This is a genomic window from Mesorhizobium sp. M1182 (genome assembly GCF_040318335.1).
Taxonomy (GTDB): Bacteria; Pseudomonadota; Alphaproteobacteria; order Rhizobiales; family Rhizobiaceae; genus Mesorhizobium.
In genome coordinates this window covers 77940-96579 of sequence record NZ_JAMYMD010000022.1, presented here as the reverse complement: position 1 = coordinate 96579, position 18640 = coordinate 77940, and the positions used below count along the sequence as shown (strand labels likewise).

At 63.7% G+C, this 18640-nt stretch carries 17 protein-coding genes; 10 read left to right on the top strand and 7 right to left on the bottom strand.

Annotation, left to right across the window (positions count from 1 at the left end):
- Positions 1 to 5: 5 nt before the first annotated feature.
- On the top strand, positions 6 to 128 hold the full coding sequence (locus NKH33_RS33275; RefSeq protein ID WP_502906754.1) for a hypothetical protein: 123 nt from the start codon (positions 6 to 8) through the stop codon (positions 126 to 128).
- Positions 129 to 332: 204 nt separating this feature from the next.
- On the opposite strand, the gene dnaQ is transcribed toward NKH33_RS33275, so the two are convergent.
- The 5 genes from dnaQ to NKH33_RS22870 all read right to left on the bottom strand — a co-directional run bounded on the left by dnaQ (position 333) and on the right by NKH33_RS22870 (position 4158).
- Positions 333 to 1055: a DNA polymerase III subunit epsilon gene (dnaQ, locus tag NKH33_RS22890; protein WP_352473994.1), complete on the bottom strand. Its 723-nt coding sequence runs from the start codon at positions 1053 to 1055 to the stop codon at positions 333 to 335.
- Between the two features lie 86 nt (positions 1056 to 1141).
- Complete coding sequence (gene coaE, locus NKH33_RS22885) at positions 1142 to 1744, bottom strand: dephospho-CoA kinase (RefSeq protein ID WP_352473995.1); 603 nt, start codon at positions 1742 to 1744, stop codon at positions 1142 to 1144.
- Complete coding sequence (locus NKH33_RS22880) at positions 1741 to 2583, bottom strand: shikimate dehydrogenase (protein WP_352473996.1); 843 nt, start codon at positions 2581 to 2583, stop codon at positions 1741 to 1743. Before NKH33_RS22880 ends, coaE begins: the two co-directional genes overlap by 4 nt.
- Positions 2576 to 3175 carry a Maf-like protein gene (locus NKH33_RS22875; protein WP_352473997.1) on the bottom strand — a complete coding sequence of 200 codons (600 nt, stop codon included), beginning with the start codon at positions 3173 to 3175 and terminating at the stop codon, positions 2576 to 2578. Before NKH33_RS22875 ends, NKH33_RS22880 begins: the two co-directional genes overlap by 8 nt.
- A gap of 164 nt (positions 3176 to 3339) precedes the next feature.
- Positions 3340 to 4158, bottom strand: a complete 819-nt coding sequence (locus tag NKH33_RS22870) for a pyruvate, water dikinase regulatory protein (RefSeq protein WP_254817949.1) — start codon at positions 4156 to 4158, stop codon at positions 3340 to 3342.
- A 401-nt stretch (positions 4159 to 4559) separates the two neighbouring features.
- Here NKH33_RS22870 and hemE point away from each other — a divergent pair, with 401 nt between their 5' ends.
- The 3 genes from hemE (at position 4560) to rho (ending at position 7568) form a co-directional block, all read left to right on the top strand.
- Positions 4560 to 5588, top strand: a complete 1029-nt coding sequence (hemE, locus tag NKH33_RS22865) for a uroporphyrinogen decarboxylase (RefSeq protein ID WP_352921622.1) — start codon at positions 4560 to 4562, stop codon at positions 5586 to 5588.
- A gap of 2 nt (positions 5589 to 5590) precedes the next feature.
- Complete coding sequence (gene hemJ / locus NKH33_RS22860; RefSeq protein WP_352921625.1) at positions 5591 to 6136, top strand: protoporphyrinogen oxidase HemJ; 546 nt, start codon at positions 5591 to 5593, stop codon at positions 6134 to 6136.
- 166 nt (positions 6137 to 6302) lie between these two features.
- On the top strand, positions 6303 to 7568 hold the full coding sequence (rho, locus tag NKH33_RS22855) for a transcription termination factor Rho (RefSeq protein WP_023675925.1): 1266 nt from the start codon (positions 6303 to 6305) through the stop codon (positions 7566 to 7568).
- 49 nt (positions 7569 to 7617) lie between these two features.
- Here rho and NKH33_RS22850 read toward each other — a convergent pair whose 3' ends face one another.
- Positions 7618 to 9636, bottom strand: a complete 2019-nt coding sequence (locus NKH33_RS22850; protein ID WP_352921620.1) for a thioredoxin domain-containing protein — start codon at positions 9634 to 9636, stop codon at positions 7618 to 7620.
- Positions 9637 to 9694: 58 nt separating this feature from the next.
- Between NKH33_RS22850 and mnmE the strand changes: the two genes are divergently transcribed.
- The 5 genes from mnmE to NKH33_RS22825 all read left to right on the top strand — a co-directional run bounded on the left by mnmE (position 9695) and on the right by NKH33_RS22825 (position 15700).
- On the top strand, positions 9695 to 11023 hold the full coding sequence (gene mnmE, locus NKH33_RS22845) for a tRNA uridine-5-carboxymethylaminomethyl(34) synthesis GTPase MnmE (protein WP_352684368.1): 1329 nt from the start codon (positions 9695 to 9697) through the stop codon (positions 11021 to 11023).
- Between the two features lie 383 nt (positions 11024 to 11406).
- The gene (mnmG, locus tag NKH33_RS22840) at positions 11407 to 13296 is read left to right on the top strand and encodes a tRNA uridine-5-carboxymethylaminomethyl(34) synthesis enzyme MnmG (protein ID WP_352921618.1); all 1890 of its coding nucleotides are present in this window, start codon (positions 11407 to 11409) and stop codon (positions 13294 to 13296) included.
- Complete coding sequence (rsmG, locus tag NKH33_RS22835; protein WP_352684372.1) at positions 13293 to 13934, top strand: 16S rRNA (guanine(527)-N(7))-methyltransferase RsmG; 642 nt, start codon at positions 13293 to 13295, stop codon at positions 13932 to 13934. Before mnmG ends, rsmG begins: the two co-directional genes overlap by 4 nt.
- A 33-nt stretch (positions 13935 to 13967) precedes the next feature.
- Entirely contained in the window at positions 13968 to 14768 is an 801-nt protein-coding gene (locus NKH33_RS22830) for a ParA family protein (protein ID WP_352921616.1), read from the top strand.
- A 50-nt stretch (positions 14769 to 14818) separates the two neighbouring features.
- Entirely contained in the window at positions 14819 to 15700 is an 882-nt protein-coding gene (locus tag NKH33_RS22825; protein WP_352491256.1) for a ParB/RepB/Spo0J family partition protein, read from the top strand.
- Between the two features lie 228 nt (positions 15701 to 15928).
- Here NKH33_RS22825 and holA read toward each other — a convergent pair whose 3' ends face one another.
- Positions 15929 to 16975 (bottom strand): DNA polymerase III subunit delta, encoded by a 1047-nt coding sequence (gene holA / locus NKH33_RS22820; protein WP_352770432.1) that lies wholly within the window; start codon positions 16973 to 16975, stop codon positions 15929 to 15931.
- A gap of 430 nt (positions 16976 to 17405) precedes the next feature.
- Here holA and NKH33_RS22815 point away from each other — a divergent pair, with 430 nt between their 5' ends.
- A complete protein-coding gene (locus NKH33_RS22815; protein WP_254817940.1) occupies positions 17406 to 18638 on the top strand; it encodes a 3-methyl-2-oxobutanoate dehydrogenase (2-methylpropanoyl-transferring) subunit alpha in 1233 nt (410 codons plus the stop codon).
- Positions 18639 to 18640 lie beyond the last annotated feature (2 nt).

Here is an 18640-nt window from a genome sequence, read left to right as displayed (position 1 = left end):
TCAAGATCTGCAATGCCTTCGCCGGGCGCGCCGTCGCCTTCCGTGCGACCGACAAGGACGGCGTCTTCAACGTCTTCTTCCGCCATCAGAAAATCCAAACCATCGACCTCAACCTCGTCGAGAGATAGCATGGAGCACTGTTCGCGATGTCCTCGCACACCTGTTCGCGATGTCTCCGGTCCAAACAGGGGGGAGATCGGACTTCACGTCGGCCTTCGCCAATCCTTCATCGCCGCAGGAATGAGCGAGACGCTGGGTCTGCCAATCTCCCCCCTTGAGGGGGAGATGTCCGGCAGGACAGAGGGGGGCGCGAAGGATCACTCCGGTCAAAATCACTGTGCCGCGGAACTCGCTTCCGGGGGGACGCGCAGCCACAGCGCTTTTTCGCCGAGGCTGCCAACCATGCCTGCGTGTGCTGCGCGCTCGGCATCGGTCAGGCGCGACGGCAAGGCGATCGGCCGCACACCGATCGAAATATCGATGTCGTCGACATTCTGCCTGCCGCCCGCCGGAGTCAGGATGCTGTCGAGGATAAGGCTTGCCTGCTTGCCGCCGATGAGCTCGATATAGACCTCGGCCAGCAATTCCGAATCGAGCAGCGCGCCGTGCTTGGTGCGGCGGCCGTTGTCGATGCCGTAGCGGCGGCAGAGCGCGTCGAGCGAATTGGGGCCCATCGGATGCTTGCGGCGCGCCAGCGCCAGCGTGTCGACGATCCGTCCCGGATCGATGGCCGGATGGCCAAGCCGGCCGAATTCGAGATTGAGGAAGCCGATGTCGAAGCCGGCATTGTGCGCGACCAGTTTGGCGCCGTCGATGAAGGCCAGAAACTCCTCGGCGATCTCCATGAAAGTCGGCTTGCCCTGAAGATCGGCGGCGCTGATGCCGTGCACGGCCTGCGCCTCGTGATGGATCTGGCGGCCTTGCGGGTTGATGTATTTGTGGAAGGTTCGGCCGGTCGGGAAGCGGTTGACCAGCTCGACGCCGCCAAGCTCGATGACGCGGTCCTCGCGCGTGTCGAGGCCGGTGGTTTCCGTATCGAAGATGATCTCACGCATCGAATCAGTCCACTGGTGCCGGCATCATTCTAACCGAATCACACCAGGAACAAAATGGCAACAAGTAATGTGGGTCTGCAAGCCTCTTAACCAGGCCTGGCTGCCTTATCCACGACTAGTTCGGCGATGATGGCCTTGACGGCCGCGCGAGTGGCGTCAAAGCCCTGACCGGTGTCGATGACAAAGTCGGCGCGCCGGCGCTTTTCGGTGTCGGGAACCTGCCTGGCCAGGATCGACGCCAGTTTCTCCTCGTTCATGCCCGGCCGCGCCAGCACGCGGGCGCGCTGGACTTCGGGCGGCGCGGTGACGACCACGACCTTGTCGACGCGGTTGCGGCCGCCGGTCTCGAACAGCAGCGGTATATCGAGCACGGCAAGCGGCGCGCCGGCGGCACGATGTTCAGCCAGGAAGGCATCGGCGTCGGCACGGACCAGCGGATGGATGATCGCTTCCAGCCGTTTCAGCGCGGCGGCGTCGCCGAGCACCCGCTCCGCCAGTGCCGCGCGGTCGACCGCACCGGATCGGGTGGTGCCGGGAAAGGCCGCCTCGACCAAGGGCGCGGCCTTGCCGGCATAAAGGCGATGCACAGCCTCGTCGGAATCATGGACCGGCACGCCGGCCTCGGCGAACATCTTGGCCGCGGTCGATTTGCCCATGCCGATCGATCCGGTGAGGCCGAGCACGATCATTTTATCGCGCCGATATCGGCAGTAATTATTTGCCGCAGTTCGGCGGTGACTTCTGGCCTGATGCCGAACCACCGCTCGAAGCCGGGCACCGCCTGGTGCAGCAGCATGCCGAGCCCATCGACGGTTCTCAGGCCGCGCGCTTTGGCGGTAGCAAGCAGCGGCGTCTCCAGCGGCACGTAGACGATGTCGGTGACGATGGCGCGGTCCGGCAGTCTGCCTGGATCCGCGGACAGGCCTTCATTGCCATGCATGCCGAGCGCTGTCGTGTTGACCAGCAGGCCGGCATCTTCGAGCAATTCGCCGGTCGCCGCGAGGTTGTGGGCGGAAACGCCGGCACCGAAGCGGTCGCGCAGCTCCTGCGCCCTCGCAAGCGTCCGGTTGACGATGCGGATGTCGCTGACGCCGCGCTGCTTCAGCGCATGGATGACCGCGCGAGCGGCGCCGCCGGCACCGAGCACCACGGCGGGGCCGTTGGCCGCCCAGCCCGGTGCATATTCGTCCAGATTGGCGGCAAAGCCATGGGCATCGGTGTTGCCGCCGCACAATTCGCCATTCTCGAACCACAGTGTATTGACCGCACCGATCTGTTCGGCGTCGGCGTCACGCCGCTTGGCCAAAGCGAAGGCGGCTTCCTTGTGCGGGATGGTGACGTTGCCGCCGCGATAGCCTTGTGCCTGCAGCGTCTGCAGGAATTCGGCAAAGGCCTCCGGTGCAACGTCGATGGCCTCGTAGACGCCGTCGATGCCGTATTTCGCCAGCCAGTGGCCGTGGATCTTCGGAGACCTGGAATGCGCGATCGGGTGGCCGGTGACGAAGGCTTTTTTCGGGGCCTCAGCCATCGATCGCCCCGAACTCTCGCAGCTTGGCCAGCACCGGCAAAAGTGGCAAGCCGACAATAGTAAAATAGTCGCCTTCGATTTTTTCGAACAGCTGGATGCCTTCGCCTTCGATCTGGTAAGCGCCGACGCTGGACAACGCTTTGGCGCCGACGCGCGCCAGATGGCGGCCGATGAAGGCCGGATCGAGCTTGCGCATGGTCAGGCTGGCGATGCCGACATGCCGCCACAGAACCTGGCCGTCACGGCCGAGCACGACGGCGCTGTTGAGATGATGCGTCTTGCCCGACAGCGCCAGCAGATGACGGCGCGCCCCTTCCATGTCGGCCGGCTTGTGGAACAGCTCGTCGCCGAGCGACAGCGTCTGGTCGCAGCCGAGCACCAGGGCGCCGGGCTTGCGCTCACTGACGTCGGTGGCCTTGGCTTCGGCGAGCACCAGGGCGACGTCCTCCGGCGACACGCCAGTATTCTGCAGCGGCGCCTCGAGCGCGCGCTCATCGACAGAGGCCGGAACCGCTTCGACAGTGACGCCGGCATTGACGAGCAGCGCCTTGCGGAACGGGCTGCCCGAGGCAAGGATGATTTTTTCAGCCATTTTTTCACCCGGTTCCTGACACTAGGGTGTGTCGAGATTCAGGTCAGGCCGAGCCGAAAACGGTGGCTTCCGAGAACCGGAGCGGAGCGTACTTTTCGTACGTGAGCACCGGAAGCGCAGGAAACCGCCGTTTGCAGGCCGGCATCACCTGAATATCACACGCCCTACCGCGTCTTGCCGCGCAGGGCAACGATGGCCGCCGCCGTCTCCTCGATCGAACGGCGGCTGACGTCGATCATCGGCCAGCCGTGCCGCGTACATATCTGGCGGGCATAGGCGAGCTCTTCGGCGATCGCGGCGCGGTCGACATAGTCGGTCGGTTCGTAGGCGCTGGTGCCGAGAATGCGGTTCTGCCGGACCTGCGAGATCCGTTCGGCGGTGGCGACCAGGCCGACGATCAGCGGCCTCGTGGCATTGACCAGGCTTTCGGGCACCGGAACGCCGAGCACGATCGGGATGTTGGCGGTCTTGATGCCGCGATTGGCGAGATAGATGCTGGTCGGCGTCTTCGAGGTGCGGGAGATGCCGACGAGCACGATGTCGGCATCATCCATATTGGCCGGCAGCTGGCCATCGTCATGCTCCATGGTGAAGTTGAGCGCGTCGATGCGGCGGAAATATTCGGCGTCCAGCACATGCTGGGCACCGACGCGGCGGCCGGCCGGCGTGCCGAGATAGGACTGGAACACCGTCAGCACCGGTTCCAGCACCGAGACGCAAGGCAGGCCCATGGCCGCGCAGCGTTCGTCGATGCCGCGGGCAAGCTTCTGGTCGACCACCGTATAGAGGATGATGCCCGGCTCCTCCTCGATATCCTCGAACACCTTCGTCACCTGCTTTTCGGTGCGGATGAGCGGGTAGATATGTTCGATGGCGCGCGCGTCCTTGTATTGCGCGGAAGCCGCGCGGCCGGCGGCCAGCAGCGTTTCGCCGGTGGCGTCGGAAATCAGGTGAAGGTGAAAGAAGCTCTGCGGTTTGTTCACAGGATACATTCCAGGCTGTGGGCCGATGTGGATAAGCCGGGCGGGAAACTCGGCCACCGCAAAGCGACTGTATCAGATGGCGGTTTGTCCACAATTCGATGTGCTGTCGGCTTCTCCGGGCGGTTGGGGACAAGTCCGGGGACAGAGCTTTTTGCCTTCGCTTCATCCACAGGGGCAATTTCCCTGGCCTGGCGGCAACGCATTGACTCCAGTCGTAAATTCCAGACTTTCCACAAAGTCCTGCAATCCCGTTGGAGAAGCGCGCGACAATATGCTGGCTGGTCTTTTCGAGGGCAAAGCGGGACAGGAGACAACCACCACAACCAACAGACTCTTAGAATCATAAGATTCCTAAAAATAGAATATTTAATTATAGGGAAGCCTGGAAAGGCGAGCGCTCAATGCCTCAAGACCGGATCGTGCTGGACGTGTTGAGAGGCAAGGCGGCGTTTCCACCGCCGATCTGGATGATGCGCCAGGCCGGCCGCTATCTGCCGGAATACCGGGAGACGAGGAGACGGGCTGGATCGTTCCTCGATCTTTGCTACGACCCGGATCTCGCCGTCGAAGTGACGCTGCAGCCGATCGAACGCTTCGGCTTCGATGCATCGATCCTGTTTTCCGATATCCTTGTCGTGCCGCATGCGCTCGGCCGCGACGTGCGCTTCGAGGAAGGACGCGGCCCGCTGCTGACGCCGATCACGGCTGCGGAGATCGCGGCTCTCGACGGCGAAACGTTTCACGTGAATCTCGAGCCGGTCTACGAGACGGTGCGGCGGTTGCGCGCCAGACTGCCTGATGAAACGACGCTGATCGGCTTCTGCGGTGCGCCCTGGACGGTGGCGACCTACATGATTGCCGGCCACGGCACGCCCGACCAGGCGCCGGCCAGGCTGTTCGCCTATCGCGAGCCGGCGGCCTTTCTTCGGCTGCTGAAGGTGCTCGCCGATCATTCGGCTGCCTATCTGATCCGCCAGATTGAGGCCGGCGCCGACGTGGTGCAGATCTTCGATTCGTGGTCAGGCGTGCTCGACGAAGCGTCTTTCGAATTGTTCTGCGTCGAGCCGGTGGCCTCGATCGTCCGGCAAGTGAAGGCTGTCCATCCCAATGTTCCGATCATCGGCTTTCCCAAGGGCGCGGGAGATCACTATCGAAGCTATCGCCAGAAGACCGGCGTGACCGGGCTGGGCCTCGACTGGACCGTGTCCTTGTCGAGCGCGAAGGAATTGCAGCGTGACGGCGCCGTGCAGGGCAATCTCGATCCGCTGCGGCTTGTAGCCGGCGGCAAGGCGCTTGACGATGGCGTGGGGGCGATCCTGAAGGCGCTGGGCGACGGGCTGCTGATCTTCAATCTCGGCCACGGCATCACGCCCGAGACGCCGCTGGCGCATGTCGAGCAGATGGTCAAACTGGTGCGGAGCGCATCGTGACGATGATGGACGCGGACAATGCGAACGGCACCAACACCGGTAAGGGCGCGATGCGCCGCGCGGCAATCGCGATCGCCATTTTCCTGGTGCTGGCCGGGCTGCTGTTTTTCTTCGGGCCCGATGATTTCTATCCCTGGGCGAAGGCGATCCATGTGATTGCCGTCATCTCCTGGATGGCTGGCATGCTCTATTTGCCGCGCTTGCTGGTCTATCATGCCGATGCCGAAAAAGGCTCCGTCCAGTCGGAAACTTTCAAGCTGATGGAGCGCCGCCTGCTGCGCGGCATCATCAATCCGGCAATGGTAATCACCTGGGCGTTCGGCCTTTGGCTCGCCTGGAAAGGCTTTGGTTTTCAAGGCGGCTGGCTGCATGCCAAGATCGCTGCGGTGGTTGGCCTGTCGGCCGTGCATGGCTATCTCGCCGGCGCCGTCCGCAAATTTGCCGAAGACCGCAATGAAAAATCGGCAAGGCACTGGCGGATCGTCAACGAGATCCCTACATTCCTGATGATCGTCATCGTCGTCCTGGTAATCGTGAAACCGTTCTGACGTCTTCGGTTGCCCGCAAAAGGCGGCTTGCTCTTTCAACCGACCGACGATAAAAGACGGGTCTTCCTTCCCGTCATGCGCCGCCCATTTGTCGCTTCGGCCGCGCCCGGCATTTGTCGCATCCCGCCGATATTTTTCCCAAAGCTTACTCAGAGTCCGTCTAATGATGCAAGAAATGAAGCTCACAGAGTTCAAGAACAAGAAACCACCAGAGCTGATCGCTTATGCGGAATCGCTCGAAGTCGAGAACGCCAGCGTCATGCGCAAGCAGGAGCTGATGTTCGCGATCCTGAAGAGGCTGGCGACCCAGGATATCGAGATCATCGGCGACGGCGTCGTCGAAGTGCTGCAGGACGGCTTTGGCTTCCTGCGCTCCGCCAATGCCAACTATTTGCCAGGTCCCGACGACATCTATATTTCACCGTCGCAGATCCGGCGGTTCTCGCTGAAGACGGGCGATACGGTTGAAGGGCCGATCCGCAGCCCGAAAGAGGGCGAGCGCTATTTCGCGCTGCTCAAGGTCAACACGATCAATTTCGACGACCCGGAAAAAATCCGCCACAAGATCCACTTCGACAATCTGACGCCGCTTTATCCGACCTCGCGGCTAAAGATGGAGATGGAGGTTCCGACCTCCAAGGATATTTCGGCGCGCGTCATCGACCTGGTGGCGCCGCTCGGCAAGGGCCAGCGCGCCTTGATCGTGGCGCAGCCGCGCACCGGCAAGACGGTGCTGCTGCAGAACATCGCCCATTCGATCACCACCAACCATCCGGAATGCTATTTGATCGTGCTTCTGATCGACGAGCGGCCGGAGGAAGTCACCGACATGCAGCGCTCGGTGAAGGGCGAGGTGGTGTCCTCGACCTTCGACGAGCCGGCGGTGCGCCACGTCCAAGTTGCCGAAATGGTCATCGAGAAGGCCAAGCGCCTGGTCGAGCACGGCCGTGACGTCGTCATCCTGCTGGATTCGATCACCCGCCTCGGCCGCGCCTACAACACCGTCGTGCCGTCATCCGGCAAGGTGCTGACCGGTGGTGTCGATGCCAACGCGCTGCAGCGGCCGAAGCGCTTCTTCGGTGCTGCCCGCAATATCGAGGAAGGCGGCTCGCTGACCATCATCGCCACGGCGCTGATCGATACCGGCAGCCGCATGGACGAGGTCATCTTCGAAGAGTTCAAGGGCACCGGCAATTCGGAAATCGTGCTCGACCGCAAGGTGGCGGACAAGCGCATCTATCCGGCCATGGACATCCTCAAATCCGGCACCCGCAAGGAGGACCTGCTGGTTCCGCGCCAGGACCTGCAGAAGATCTTCGTGCTGCGCCGCATCCTGGCGCCGATGGGAACGACCGACGCCATCGAGTTCCTTATCGACAAGCTCAAGCAGACCAAGACCAACGCGGATTTCTTCGATTCGATGAATACGTAAAGGGGGCAAGGCGCTGTCCCGCCGGCGTTCCGGTTCTGTGCACCTCGACCTATCGACGGCGCAACTGCCGCTCGAGTTCCTCAGCGTCGGTTATCACCGGCAGGCAGACCTGCCCCGTGCAGAGCCAGGCGCCGGGCTCGGCCGTTGGCGGCAGGACGCCGCCTGGCAAGGCCGGCAGATTTGTCGCCGAGCCAACAGGCACGACGATGTCCACCCGGCGCGGGTCTGGATTTCGATTCGCAACCGGAACAAGCCTTGGATTCTCCGGTCCATCCACGATCACCAGCTTCAGCGGTTCAAGCGCCAAGGCACAGGCATTGACTATACCCGCCTGGCCATAGCCCTGGTGCTCCGCCCGCCCGCCCGCGTGCTCTGCGACTGTCCAGGCTTTTTCCCAGAGATCAAGATCGCCCGAAAGCGACGACAATCGGACCAGAGCCTCGATGATCTGGCCGGTGGCGGAAGGAATGGCTTCGTCGACATCGCCGCGGATGCGGATCGGCACATCCGCGCTGTCGGACGCGGTCAGATAATAGCCGGTCTTGTCGCTGTCCCGGTGCCAAAGATCGAGTTGCTCAATGAAGTTCCCGGCGCGATCGATGTAGCCGGGATTGCCGGTCGCCTCGAACAGTGAGATGGCGGCGTTGGCCATGGCGGCATAGTCGCTCGACAGAGCCGGAAACAGCTTCTTTGCGCCGAGCATCGAATGCGGCAGGCGGCCGTCACGTCCGGCAGCCGCAATCGCGGCAAAGGCCGTTGCCGCCGCTTCGATCCAATCGGATCGGCCAAGCGACCGTCCGGCCTCGGCAAGGGCTGCGATCATCAAGCCGTTCCAGTCGGTCAGGGCCTTGCCGTCACGCCCGGGCCGCACGCGCTGTTCCCTCGCTGCCAGCAGCCTTTGCTTGAGCGGAACCAGAAGGTCACGATCGACGACGCTCTGCGCCTGTTGAGCATCAGTCTGGCAAATGATCGGCTTGCCTTCCCAACCATGCGGATCGGCAAGCGTGAAGTATTTGAAAAACAATGCTGAATCGTCGCCAAGGGCTGCCTCGAGCTCATCCCTGCTCCAGGTGTAGAACAACCCCTCCTCGCCCTCGCTATCGGCATCAAGGCTGGCGGCGAAGGCATTGCCCTCGACTCGCATTTCGCGCAACAGCCAGGCAATGGTCTCTTCGATTCGCAGCCGGAACAATTCCTCGCCGGTTGACGCATAGGCCCAATTGCACAAGCGGATGAGCTGGGCATTGTCGTAGAGCATTTTTTCGAAATGCGGGACCAGCCATTCGGCGTCGGTCGAGTAGCGGCTGAGTCCGCCGCCAATATGGTCATAGATGCCACCGGCCAGCATCTTTTCGAGGCTGAGGAGAACGGCGTCGCGGTGCGATGCGGTGCCGTCGCGCAGCCAGGACAGCCAGAGGCTCTGCATGAACGGCGCGTTGGGGAATTTCGGCGCGCCGCGCAGACCGCCCAAATCGCGGTCGATCATGCCGTCAATGCCATTGGCGAGGTTCGCCAGCATGCCGCGGTCGAGCACGGCCTTGGCATGGCTGCCCGCCAGCCGCGTCTCGACATGCGTGGTCAGGCCGTCGGCACTCTGGTTAACGCTTTCTTTCTTCTCCCGCCAAGCCTTGTCAACCGCCTCCAGCACCTGGACGAAACCCGGCCGGCCGTAGCGGGCTTCGCGCGGAAAGTAAGTGCCGCCCCAGAACGGCTTGCCCTCCGGCGTCAGGAACATGGTCAGCGGCCAGCCGCCCTGCTCGCCCATCGAGGACAGCGCCGCCATGTAGATCTGGTCGATGTCGGGGCGCTCCTCGCGGTCGACCTTGATATTGACGAAGAGACGGTTCATGACGGCGGCGACGTCGTCGTTCTCGAAGCTCTCATGCGCCATGACGTGGCACCAATGGCACGCGGCGTAGCCGACAGAGAGCAGGATCGGACGCTGCAGCACCTTTGCTTCGGCCAGAGCGGCGGGCGACCATGGCCGCCAGTGCACGGGATTGCCGCTGTGCTGCTGCAGATAGGGGCTGGCCTCTTCGGCAAGCAGGTTTTGTGCAGGCAATGTCACGGCACTACTCGATGCGGATTGAACAGGCATAGCTAGGGCGCTTCGGCAGAGCGGGCAAATGATTTCAAAAGACTCCATCGTGGCGCTGTCGAGCGGGCGCCTGCCGGCCGGCATTGCGGTGATCCGCATTTCCGGGCCGCAGAGTCGATTCGTAGTCGAAACGATTTCCGGATCGACTGTGCCAAACCGTGTTGCCACCTATCGCAAGTTCCGGGCGCCCGACGGATCGGTGTTGGACAGCGGCCTGGTCGTCTTCTTTGCTGGCCCCGACAGTTTTACCGGCGAGGACGTTGCAGAGCTCCATGTGCATGGCGGGCGCGCCGTTGTGGCGAGGATGCTGGAAACGATCGCCTCCTTCGACGGCGTCAGGCATGCCGAGCCTGGCGAATTCACCCGCCGCGCCTTTCTCAACGGCAAGCTCGATCTGGTCGAAACCGAGGCGCTGGCCGATCTCATCAACGCCGAAACCGAGGCGCAGCGGCGCTTTGCCGTTCACAACGCCCAAGGCGTGCAGAGCGAACTCTATCTGGGCTGGCGCCGACGGCTGATCCACGCCCGCGCGATGATCGAGGCCGAGATCGACTTTGCCGACGAGGATGACGTGCCGGGCTCGGTCGCCGGTACAGTCTGGTCCGATGTCCGGGCGATGATCGGGGAAATAGAGCGCCATGTCGCCGGCTTTCGTGCCGCCGAAATCATTCGCGATGGGTTCGAAGTGGTAATCCTCGGCGCGCCGAATGCCGGCAAGTCCAGCCTGTTCAACGCCTTGGCGCGGCGCGAAGCGGCCATCGTCACCGACGAGCCCGGCACGACCCGCGACCTGCTCGAGGTGGTACTGGACCTGGAGGGGGTGCGGGTCAGGGTAACCGACACCGCCGGTCTGCGGGAGGCGCCCGGCAAGATCGAGGCGATCGGCATCGAGAAGGCCAGGACCAAGGCGCACAGCGCTGATCTGCTGTTGCTGCTGGAGGATCTGGCGGAGCCAATCGCGATCGGTATGCTGCCGGGCGACATTCAGGCGCTGAGGGTCGGAACAAAAATTGACCTGCTGGGGGGCAAATCGCCCTCGCCTGCGGCGCACTATGATTTCGCTATCTCGACGCGGGACGGCACGGGTCTGGCCGAACTGCTGGACGAGATCGGGCGTCGTGCCGCAGTCCAGATCGGCAAGGCCGGCGATGTCCTGCCGTCGCGGCTGCGGCACGTCGAGCTGCTCAACGAGACGAAACGCTTCCTGCTCGCAGCAGTGGTCAGTGGTGATCGCGGGCAGGAGCTACGGGCCGAGGAACTGCGCCTGGCGGCGGATCGGCTTGGACGAATCGTCGGTGCGGTCGATGTCGAGGACATGCTCGATGTTATTTTTTCGCAGTTTTGTATCGGCAAATGACTCACGTGAAACATAGGGGAAGGGCCACACCGGGGTGATTCACGTGAAACACGGGCCCAGGAATAGGGGGATTGTTTCACGTGAAACGATCCCGCTCGTAGCGTCTCCCCTTCTCCCCTTGTGGGAGAAGGTGGCCGAGCGAAGCTCGGTCGGATGAGGGGTGTTCCAGCTTGGCAAAACCGCACTTCGTCCAGCACCCCTCAACCGTCTTGGCGCTGCGCGCCAATCCACCTTCTCCCACAAGGGGAGAAGGAAGACAGGGCGGCGCCAGGCAATCTCTGTCTGCATTGTCGGGAGCAGTCATGCGTCTGAAGCGCCCTGCATCCTTGACAGCGCGTGCCTCCAGGGACATGTGTCGGTCCACTTAAATTCGGGATTCTGAAATGACCAATCACTATGATGTGGTGGTGGTGGGCGGCGGTCATGCTGGTTGCGAGGCGGCTAGTGCGGCCGCGCGGGCTGGCGCCAGAACGGCGCTGGTGACGCTGCGCTTCGACACGATCGGCGTGATGTCCTGCAATCCGGCGATCGGCGGCCTCGGCAAGGGCCATCTGGTTCGCGAGATCGACGCCATGGACGGGCTGATGGGGCGCGTCGCCGATGCCGCAGGCATCCAGTTCCGTTTGCTCAACCGCCGCAAAGGACCGGCGGTGCGCGGGCCACGGACGCAGGCCGACCGAAAACTCTATCGGCTCGCCATGCAGGCGGCGATTCGCGAACAGGCTGGCCTCGATGTCATCGAAGGCGAGGTGCTGGATTTCGAAATCAACGACGGGGAAATCGACGACGGACGCATCGCGGCGGTGCTGCTGGCGGATGGAAGCCGGCTCGCCTGCGGCGCCGTGGTGCTGACGACCGGCACTTTTCTGCGCGGGCTGATCCATATCGGCGAGAAGAAGATCGTCGCCGGCCGCATGAACGAGCAGGCGAGCATCGGCCTGTCGGCGACGATGAGCCGCGCCGGCTTCAAGCTCGGGCGGCTGAAGACCGGCACGCCGCCGCGGCTGGACGGCAGGACGATCGATTGGGCGTCACTGGAGAGCCAGGCGGCGGACGAGGACCCCGTGCCGTTCTCGCTGCTGACCGATCGCATCGAAAATCCGCAGATCCATTGCGGCATTACCCGAACGACCAATGCGACGCACGAGCTGATTCGCGCCAATCTCGGCCGCTCGGCCATGTATTCGGGCTCGATCGAAGGCGTCGGGCCGCGTTATTGCCCGTCGATCGAAGACAAGATCGTCAAGTTCGGTGACCGCGAAGGCCACCAGATCTTTCTGGAGCCGGAAGGGCTGGACGACGACACGGTGTACCCGAACGGCATTTCGACCTCGCTGCCCGAGGACGTGCAGCTCGACATCCTGAAGACCATTCCGGGGCTGGAGCGGGCAACGATGCTGCAGCCGGGCTATGCCATCGAGTATGACCATGTCGATCCACGCGAGCTCAAGCCGACGCTGGAAACCAAGCGGATTGCCGGCCTTTTCCTCGCCGGCCAGATCAACGGCACCACCGGCTACGAGGAGGCCGGCGCGCAAGGGCTGCTTGCCGGCTTGAATGCAGCGCGCAAGGCGTCGGCGAGCGAGGAAATCGTGCTCAGCCGCACCGAAGCCTATATCGGCGTGATGGTCGACGATTTGACCAGCCGCGGCATTGCCGAACCCTACCGCATGTTCACCTCGCGGGCCGAGTTCCGGCTATCGCTGCGAGCCGACAACGCCGATGAGCGGCTGACGCCACTGGCGATAAGGCTGGGGATTGCCTCGCCGGAGCGGATGCAGCGGTTCAACAATAGTATGCAAGACCTTGAGAAGGCGCGACAGCTCGCCCTCGGCACCACCATGACCCCCAATGAGGCGGCGCGCCATGGGCTCGAAATCAACCGGGACGGCGTCCGCCGCTCGGCCTATGAGCTGCTGGCCTATCCCGGCGTCGATATCGCCTGGCTGGCGCGAATCGAGCCGGCTTTCGCGGCGATCGACAGCAAAACGGCCGAACGTCTTGAAACGGAAGCCAAATATTCTGTCTATCTCGACCGGCAGCAGGCCGATGTTTCGCAGATCAGGCATGAGGAGAGCAGGCTTATTCCCAAATCGCTCGACTTTGCTTCTGTTCCCGGCCTGTCGAACGAGTTGAAGCAGAAGATGCTGGCACGCCAGCCGCGCTCGATTGCCGATGCGCAACGCATGGAAGGCATGACGCCGGCGGCGCTGGCGATTATTGTCGCCCATGTCCGCAATGCCGAGGCGGCCGCGCGAAAGCAGGTCGCGTGAGCGCAGCGTCCTGGGCAAACCTGCAGGCGGCAGCGGGCCCGGTTTCACGTGAAACATTCGATCGCCTGGTCGAGTTCGAGGCCGTCTTCCGGAAATGGAACCGCCGGATCAATCTGGCCGCGCAATCGACGCAGGACGATGTCTGGCGCCGCCACATCCTCGACAGCGCGCAGCTGGCGCGAATCAAACCAGAGGCGAAGCGCTGGGTCGATCTCGGCTCCGGCGGTGGGTTTCCCGGCCTTGTGCTGGCCTTTTTGCTTGCCGAGCGGGACGGCGCCGGTATCGACCTGGTTGAAAGCAACCGGAAAAAAGCATCGTTCCTGCAAGCGGTCATTGGACAGTTCACCCTGCCCGCCAAGGTTATCGCGCGCCGCATCGACGACAGCTATCCGCTTGTTCCTGCACCGCAAATCGTCACAGCCAGGGCACTCGCCTCGCTGCCCGACCTGCTCGACCTGGCGGCACCGTGGCTGACCAAGGGTTCGCGCGGCCTGTTTCACAAAGGCCGGGATTACCGCGCCGAAGTGGCAGAAAGCGCTCAACGATGGTCTTTCGATCTGGTAGAACATGCCAGTGCAACCGACGCACAGGGCGTCATTCTCGAAGTATCCGACTTGCGACAGCACCCTGGCTTGTGACCGGCGACCCAAATGAATTTCTGGCATAGACCCATGATGAAGAACGGCCCCCGAATCATCACCGTCGCCAACCAGAAGGGCGGCGTCGGCAAGACGACGACCGCCATCAATCTGGCCACCGCGCTGGCGGCCATAGGCGAACAGGTGCTGATCGTCGATCTCGACCCGCAGGGCAACGCCAGCACCGGACTTGGCATCGACCGGCGCGACCGCACCGTCTCGTCCTATGATGTGCTGACCGGCGAGCTGGATCTCGAAGCGGCGACGATCCCGACGGCGGTGCCTGGCCTGTCGATCGTACCGTCGACGCTCGACCTGCTCGGCATCGAGATGGAAATCGCCTCGGCGCCGGATCGGGTGCTGCGGCTGCGCAACGCGCTGCGGGCTTCGGCCGAGCGCTCGGCCAACTTCGGCTATGTGCTGATCGACTGCCCGCCGTCGCTCAACCTGCTGACGCTGAATTCGATGGCTGCGGCCGATTCGGTGCTGGTGCCGCTGCAGTGCGAGTTTTTCGCGCTGGAGGGCCTGAGCCAGCTTTTGGAGACGGTCGAGCAGGTGCGCCGCTCGATCAACCCCGACCTGACGATCCAGGGCATCGTGCTGACCATGTTCGACGGGCGCAACAATCTCGCCAACCAGGTGGTGCAGGATGTGCGGGCGCATATGGGCGACAAGGTCTATGAAACCGTCATCCCGCGCAATGTCCGCGTTTCCGAGGCGCCGTCCTACGGCAAGCCGGCGATTCTCTACGACCTCAAATGCTCGGGCAGCCAGGCCTATCTGCAGCTTGCTTCGGAAGTCATCCGCCGCGAGCGCAAATTGCGTGCCGCTTAACCGTTGTAAATAATAAACCCGATTCGATACCGAAACGATCTGGACGGACGATGAACGAAGACCCTTCGAGGAAAAGACTGGGACGGGGACTGGCGGCCCTGATCGGCGAAATCGATCGCCCGGCGGCACCGGAAAAGCCCGGGTTGGCGGCCGACGGCAAGGTGCCGATCGAGTTCCTCAGCCCTAACCCGAAAAACCCGCGCCGGCATTTTGGCGACGCCGACCTGACCGACCTCGCCCAGTCGATCCGCGAACATGGCGTGGTGCAGCCGGTGGTGGCGCGGCCGTCGAAAACCCAGCCGGGCCGCTACGAGATCATCGCCGGCGAGCGACGCTGGCGCGCGGCGCAACGCGCCGGGCTGACCGAAATCCCGATTATCGTGCGCGACGTCAACGATCGCACGGCGCTCGAACTGGCGATCATCGAAAACGTCCAGCGCACCGACCTCAACCCGGTCGAGGAGGCGCTCGGCTACCAGCAGCTGATCGACGACCATGGCTATACCCAGGCCGATCTCGGCCAGGTGATCGGCAAGAGCCGCAGCCATGTCGCCAACACGCTGAGACTGCTCAAGCTGCCCGACGTCATCCGCGACATGCTGGTCGACGGGGCGCTGTCTGCCGGCCACGCCCGTACCCTGGTGACGGCCAACGACCCGGCCGGGCTTGCCAAGCGGATCATCGATGAGGGGCTTTCGGTGCGCCAGGCCGAGGCCTTGGCGCAGCTGCCGGTCGGCGCGCCGTCGGCAAAACGCCAGCCCGCCGCACCGCCGCAAAAGGATGCCGACACGCTGGCGCTGGAGCGGCTGATGACCAGCACGATCGGCATGATCGTCACGATCGAGCACAACCAGCGCGGCGGCGTGATCAGCGTCGCCTACCGGACGCTGGAGCAGCTTGACGAGCTTTGCCGAAGGCTGAAGCGGGAGTAGGTAGGTTGCTAAAATTAGCCGGCAAATAAGATTTTTGCTGCCGCGCGGTGATTGGCGAAATCGTCGAAGTAGTTAATTTCCCCCCTTGAGGGGGAGATGGCCGGCAGGCCAGAAGGGGTCGTCAAATTTCAAGCGCCACCTCCTCTGTCGTCGCGGAAGGGGCTGGTGTTCTACGCGCTGTGACCCCCTCTGTCGCCTTTGGCGACATCTCCCCCTCAAGGGGGGAGATCAGGTGCGCTGCGCCAGCCTGGCGCTCTCCACGGCGATGCCGAGCAGGGCCTGGCGTGCCAGCGCGATCGACAGATCCGGCCGCCGGCGTGTCTGCAGCACCGCCGTCTGCAGGCGGTTGAGGGCGCGGCCGAGCGCCTCGCTGCTCCAGCGTTCGAGGGCTTTCTCGACCAGCTTGCGCCGGGAGAAAAACACCGGCGGGCGCGCCGCGGCAACGACCGAAGCGGCATTGCGGCCGCCGGCGTCCATCAGGCCGCGCATCGCCTGAATCGCCTGCAACTGCCGCATCGCCGATGAAAGTACCAGAAAGGGCTGGCCGCCGGACTGGCAATGGCGGGTGAAGGCGGTGTCGAAGTCGGCGATCCTGCCTTCGAGCAGGGCGTCGACCGCTGCGTCGAAGGAGAGGCCCGAGACATCGCCAGACGTCGCCTTGACGTCGTCGAGGCCGATTTCGGCCTGGCCATGCGCGTAAAGCACCAGCTTTTCGATCTCGCCGCGCGAGGCCAGCCGGTCGCCGCCGAGATTGCGGCGCAGCGCCTGCCGCGCCTCCAGCGTCATCGACATGCCGGCCTTGCGCAGTTCGTCGTCGATGATCGTATCGATATCTCTGGCCTCATCGGCGTAGCAAGGCAGAGCCATGGCATTGTCCGCCGCCTCCACCACGGCGCGCAGGCCGACGCCCTTCTTCAGGTCGCCGGCCTCGATGAGGATGATGGCGTCCCGCGCGGGCTCCGACGTCAGCGCCTTGACGTCATCGGCAAGCGCCTTCTGAGCGCCGGCGTTGCGCACCCATAGCAGGCGCCGCTCCGAAAACATCGGCACGGTGCGGGCCTCGTCGAGCAGGCGGCCCTCGTCGCGATCGACCTCCGAACCGTCCAGCCTGACGACCGAGAACGGATCGTCAAGCGGCAGGCCGGTCTTGCCGGCAAAGGCCTTTGCCCGCTCGGCAACCAGCCCGCGATCGGGACCGTAAAGCAGCACGATCGAGACGCGCGGATCCGGCTTCGCGAGCCATGCATCGACCTCGTATGCTTTCTTTTGTGCCATGGGCGCTGATTAGCATGACGCGGGCGCGGGGTGAACGGCGCCGCCCTCCTTTCCTTCTCCCCCTTGTGGGAGAAGGTGGATTGGCGCGCAGCGCCAAGACGGTTGAGGGGTGCTGGCCGGAGCGCTGTTGGTGCCAAGCTGGAACACCCCTCATCCGACCGAGCTTCGCTCGGCCACCTTCTCCCACAAGGGGAGAAGGAGGTGCTCGTGCCGCCCAACCCGACGCATTGCCTTATCTGGCGGGAAACCCGGCGCAATCATCTCCCAAATTGCGCGCCGGCGCGGAAGATCGACAAGAAATTTCGCCGACATATCTCCATCCTGTCGGCCGCGGGCAGCAGCCAGCGGCAGCGAAGCCTCGCCCGACGAATTGGCACTGGTCTGGCGGTGTGCAAGTATCCTGGCCGGGCAACAGTGGAGGACCGAGATCATGGCCGATGCCGGAATGCTGCGCTTCCATGTTCCGGAACCGGAAGTGCGGCCGGGCGGGACGCCGGATTTCTCTAATGTGAGCATTCCAAAAGCTGGCTCGGTGCCGCGCCCGAAGATCGACGTCGACCCGCGCGACATCCGCGATCTGGCCTTCTCGATCATTCGCGTGCTCAACCGCGCCGGCGAGGCGGTCGGGCCGTGGGCAGGGCTGCTTTCGGACGACGAGTTGCTGGAGGGGCTGCGCCATATGATGACGCTGCGCAGCTTCGATGCGCGCATGCAGATGGCGCAGCGCCAGGGCAAGACCTCTTTCTACATGCAGCACCTCGGCGAAGAGGCTGTGAGCTGCGCCTTCCGCAAGGCGCTGTCGCGGGGCGACATGAATTTTCCGACCTATCGGCAGGCCGGCCTGCTCATCGCCGACGGCTACCCGATGGTCACGATGATGAACCAGATCTATTCGAACGAGGCCGATCCGCTGAAAGGGCGGCAATTGCCGATCATGTATTCGTCGAAGGAGCACGGCTTCTTCTCGATCTCCGGCAATCTGGCGACGCAGTACATCCAGGCGGTCGGCTGGGCGATGGCTTCGGCGATCAGCAACGATTCAAAGATCGCCGCCGCCTGGATCGGCGACGGCTCGACCGCCGAGTCCGACTTCCATTCGGCGCTGGTGTTCGCCTCGACCTACAAGGCGCCGGTCGTGCTCAACGTCGTCAACAACCAGTGGGCGATCTCGACCTTCCAGGGCATCGCCCGCGGCGGTTCCGGCACTTTTGCCGCCCGTGGGCTCGGCTTCGGTATTCCGTCGCTGCGCGTCGACGGCAACGACTATCTCGCCGTCCATGCGGTGGCCAAATGGGCGGCGGAACGGGCGCGCAGCAATCTCGGGCCGACGCTGGTCGAATACGTCACTTACCGCGTCGGCGCCCATTCGAGCTCCGACGACCCGTCGGCCTACCGGCCGAAGGCCGAGTCCGATGCCTGGCCGCTCGGCGACCCGATCGTCAGGCTGAAGAACCATCTCATCCAGCGCGGCGTCTGGTCGGACGAACGCCACGCCCAGGCCGAGGCCGAAATCCTCGACACGGTGATTTCGGCGCAGCGGGAGGCCGAGCGCCATGGCACGCTGCATGCCGGCGGCAAGCCCTCGGCGCGCGACATGTTCGAGGGCGTCTATGCCGAGATGCCGCCGCATCTCAGGCGCCAGCGCCAACAGGCAGGGGTCTGACC

Coding starts and splice junctions, on each gene's coding strand:
- dnaQ (WP_352473994.1), bottom strand. CDS start 1,055: ATGCGTGAGATCATCTTCGATACGGAAACCACCGGCCTCGACACGCGC.
- coaE (WP_352473995.1), bottom strand. CDS start 1,744: ATGATCGTGCTCGGCCTCACCGGATCGATCGGCATGGGCAAATCGACC.
- NKH33_RS22880 (WP_352473996.1), bottom strand. CDS start 2,583: ATGGCTGAGGCCCCGAAAAAAGCCTTCGTCACCGGCCACCCGATCGCG.
- NKH33_RS22875 (WP_352473997.1), bottom strand. CDS start 3,175: ATGGCTGAAAAAATCATCCTTGCCTCGGGCAGCCCGTTCCGCAAGGCG.
- hemE (WP_352921622.1), top strand. CDS start 4,560: ATGCCTCAAGACCGGATCGTGCTGGACGTGTTGAGAGGCAAGGCGGCG.
- hemJ (WP_352921625.1), top strand. CDS start 5,591: ATGATGGACGCGGACAATGCGAACGGCACCAACACCGGTAAGGGCGCG.
- rho (WP_023675925.1), top strand. CDS start 6,303: ATGCAAGAAATGAAGCTCACAGAGTTCAAGAACAAGAAACCACCAGAG.
- mnmE (WP_352684368.1), top strand. CDS start 9,695: ATGATTTCAAAAGACTCCATCGTGGCGCTGTCGAGCGGGCGCCTGCCG.
- mnmG (WP_352921618.1), top strand. CDS start 11,407: ATGACCAATCACTATGATGTGGTGGTGGTGGGCGGCGGTCATGCTGGT.
- NKH33_RS22830 (WP_352921616.1), top strand. CDS start 13,968: ATGATGAAGAACGGCCCCCGAATCATCACCGTCGCCAACCAGAAGGGC.
- NKH33_RS22825 (WP_352491256.1), top strand. CDS start 14,819: ATGAACGAAGACCCTTCGAGGAAAAGACTGGGACGGGGACTGGCGGCC.
- holA (WP_352770432.1), bottom strand. CDS start 16,975: ATGGCACAAAAGAAAGCATACGAGGTCGATGCATGGCTCGCGAAGCCG.
- NKH33_RS22815 (WP_254817940.1), top strand. CDS start 17,406: ATGGCCGATGCCGGAATGCTGCGCTTCCATGTTCCGGAACCGGAAGTG.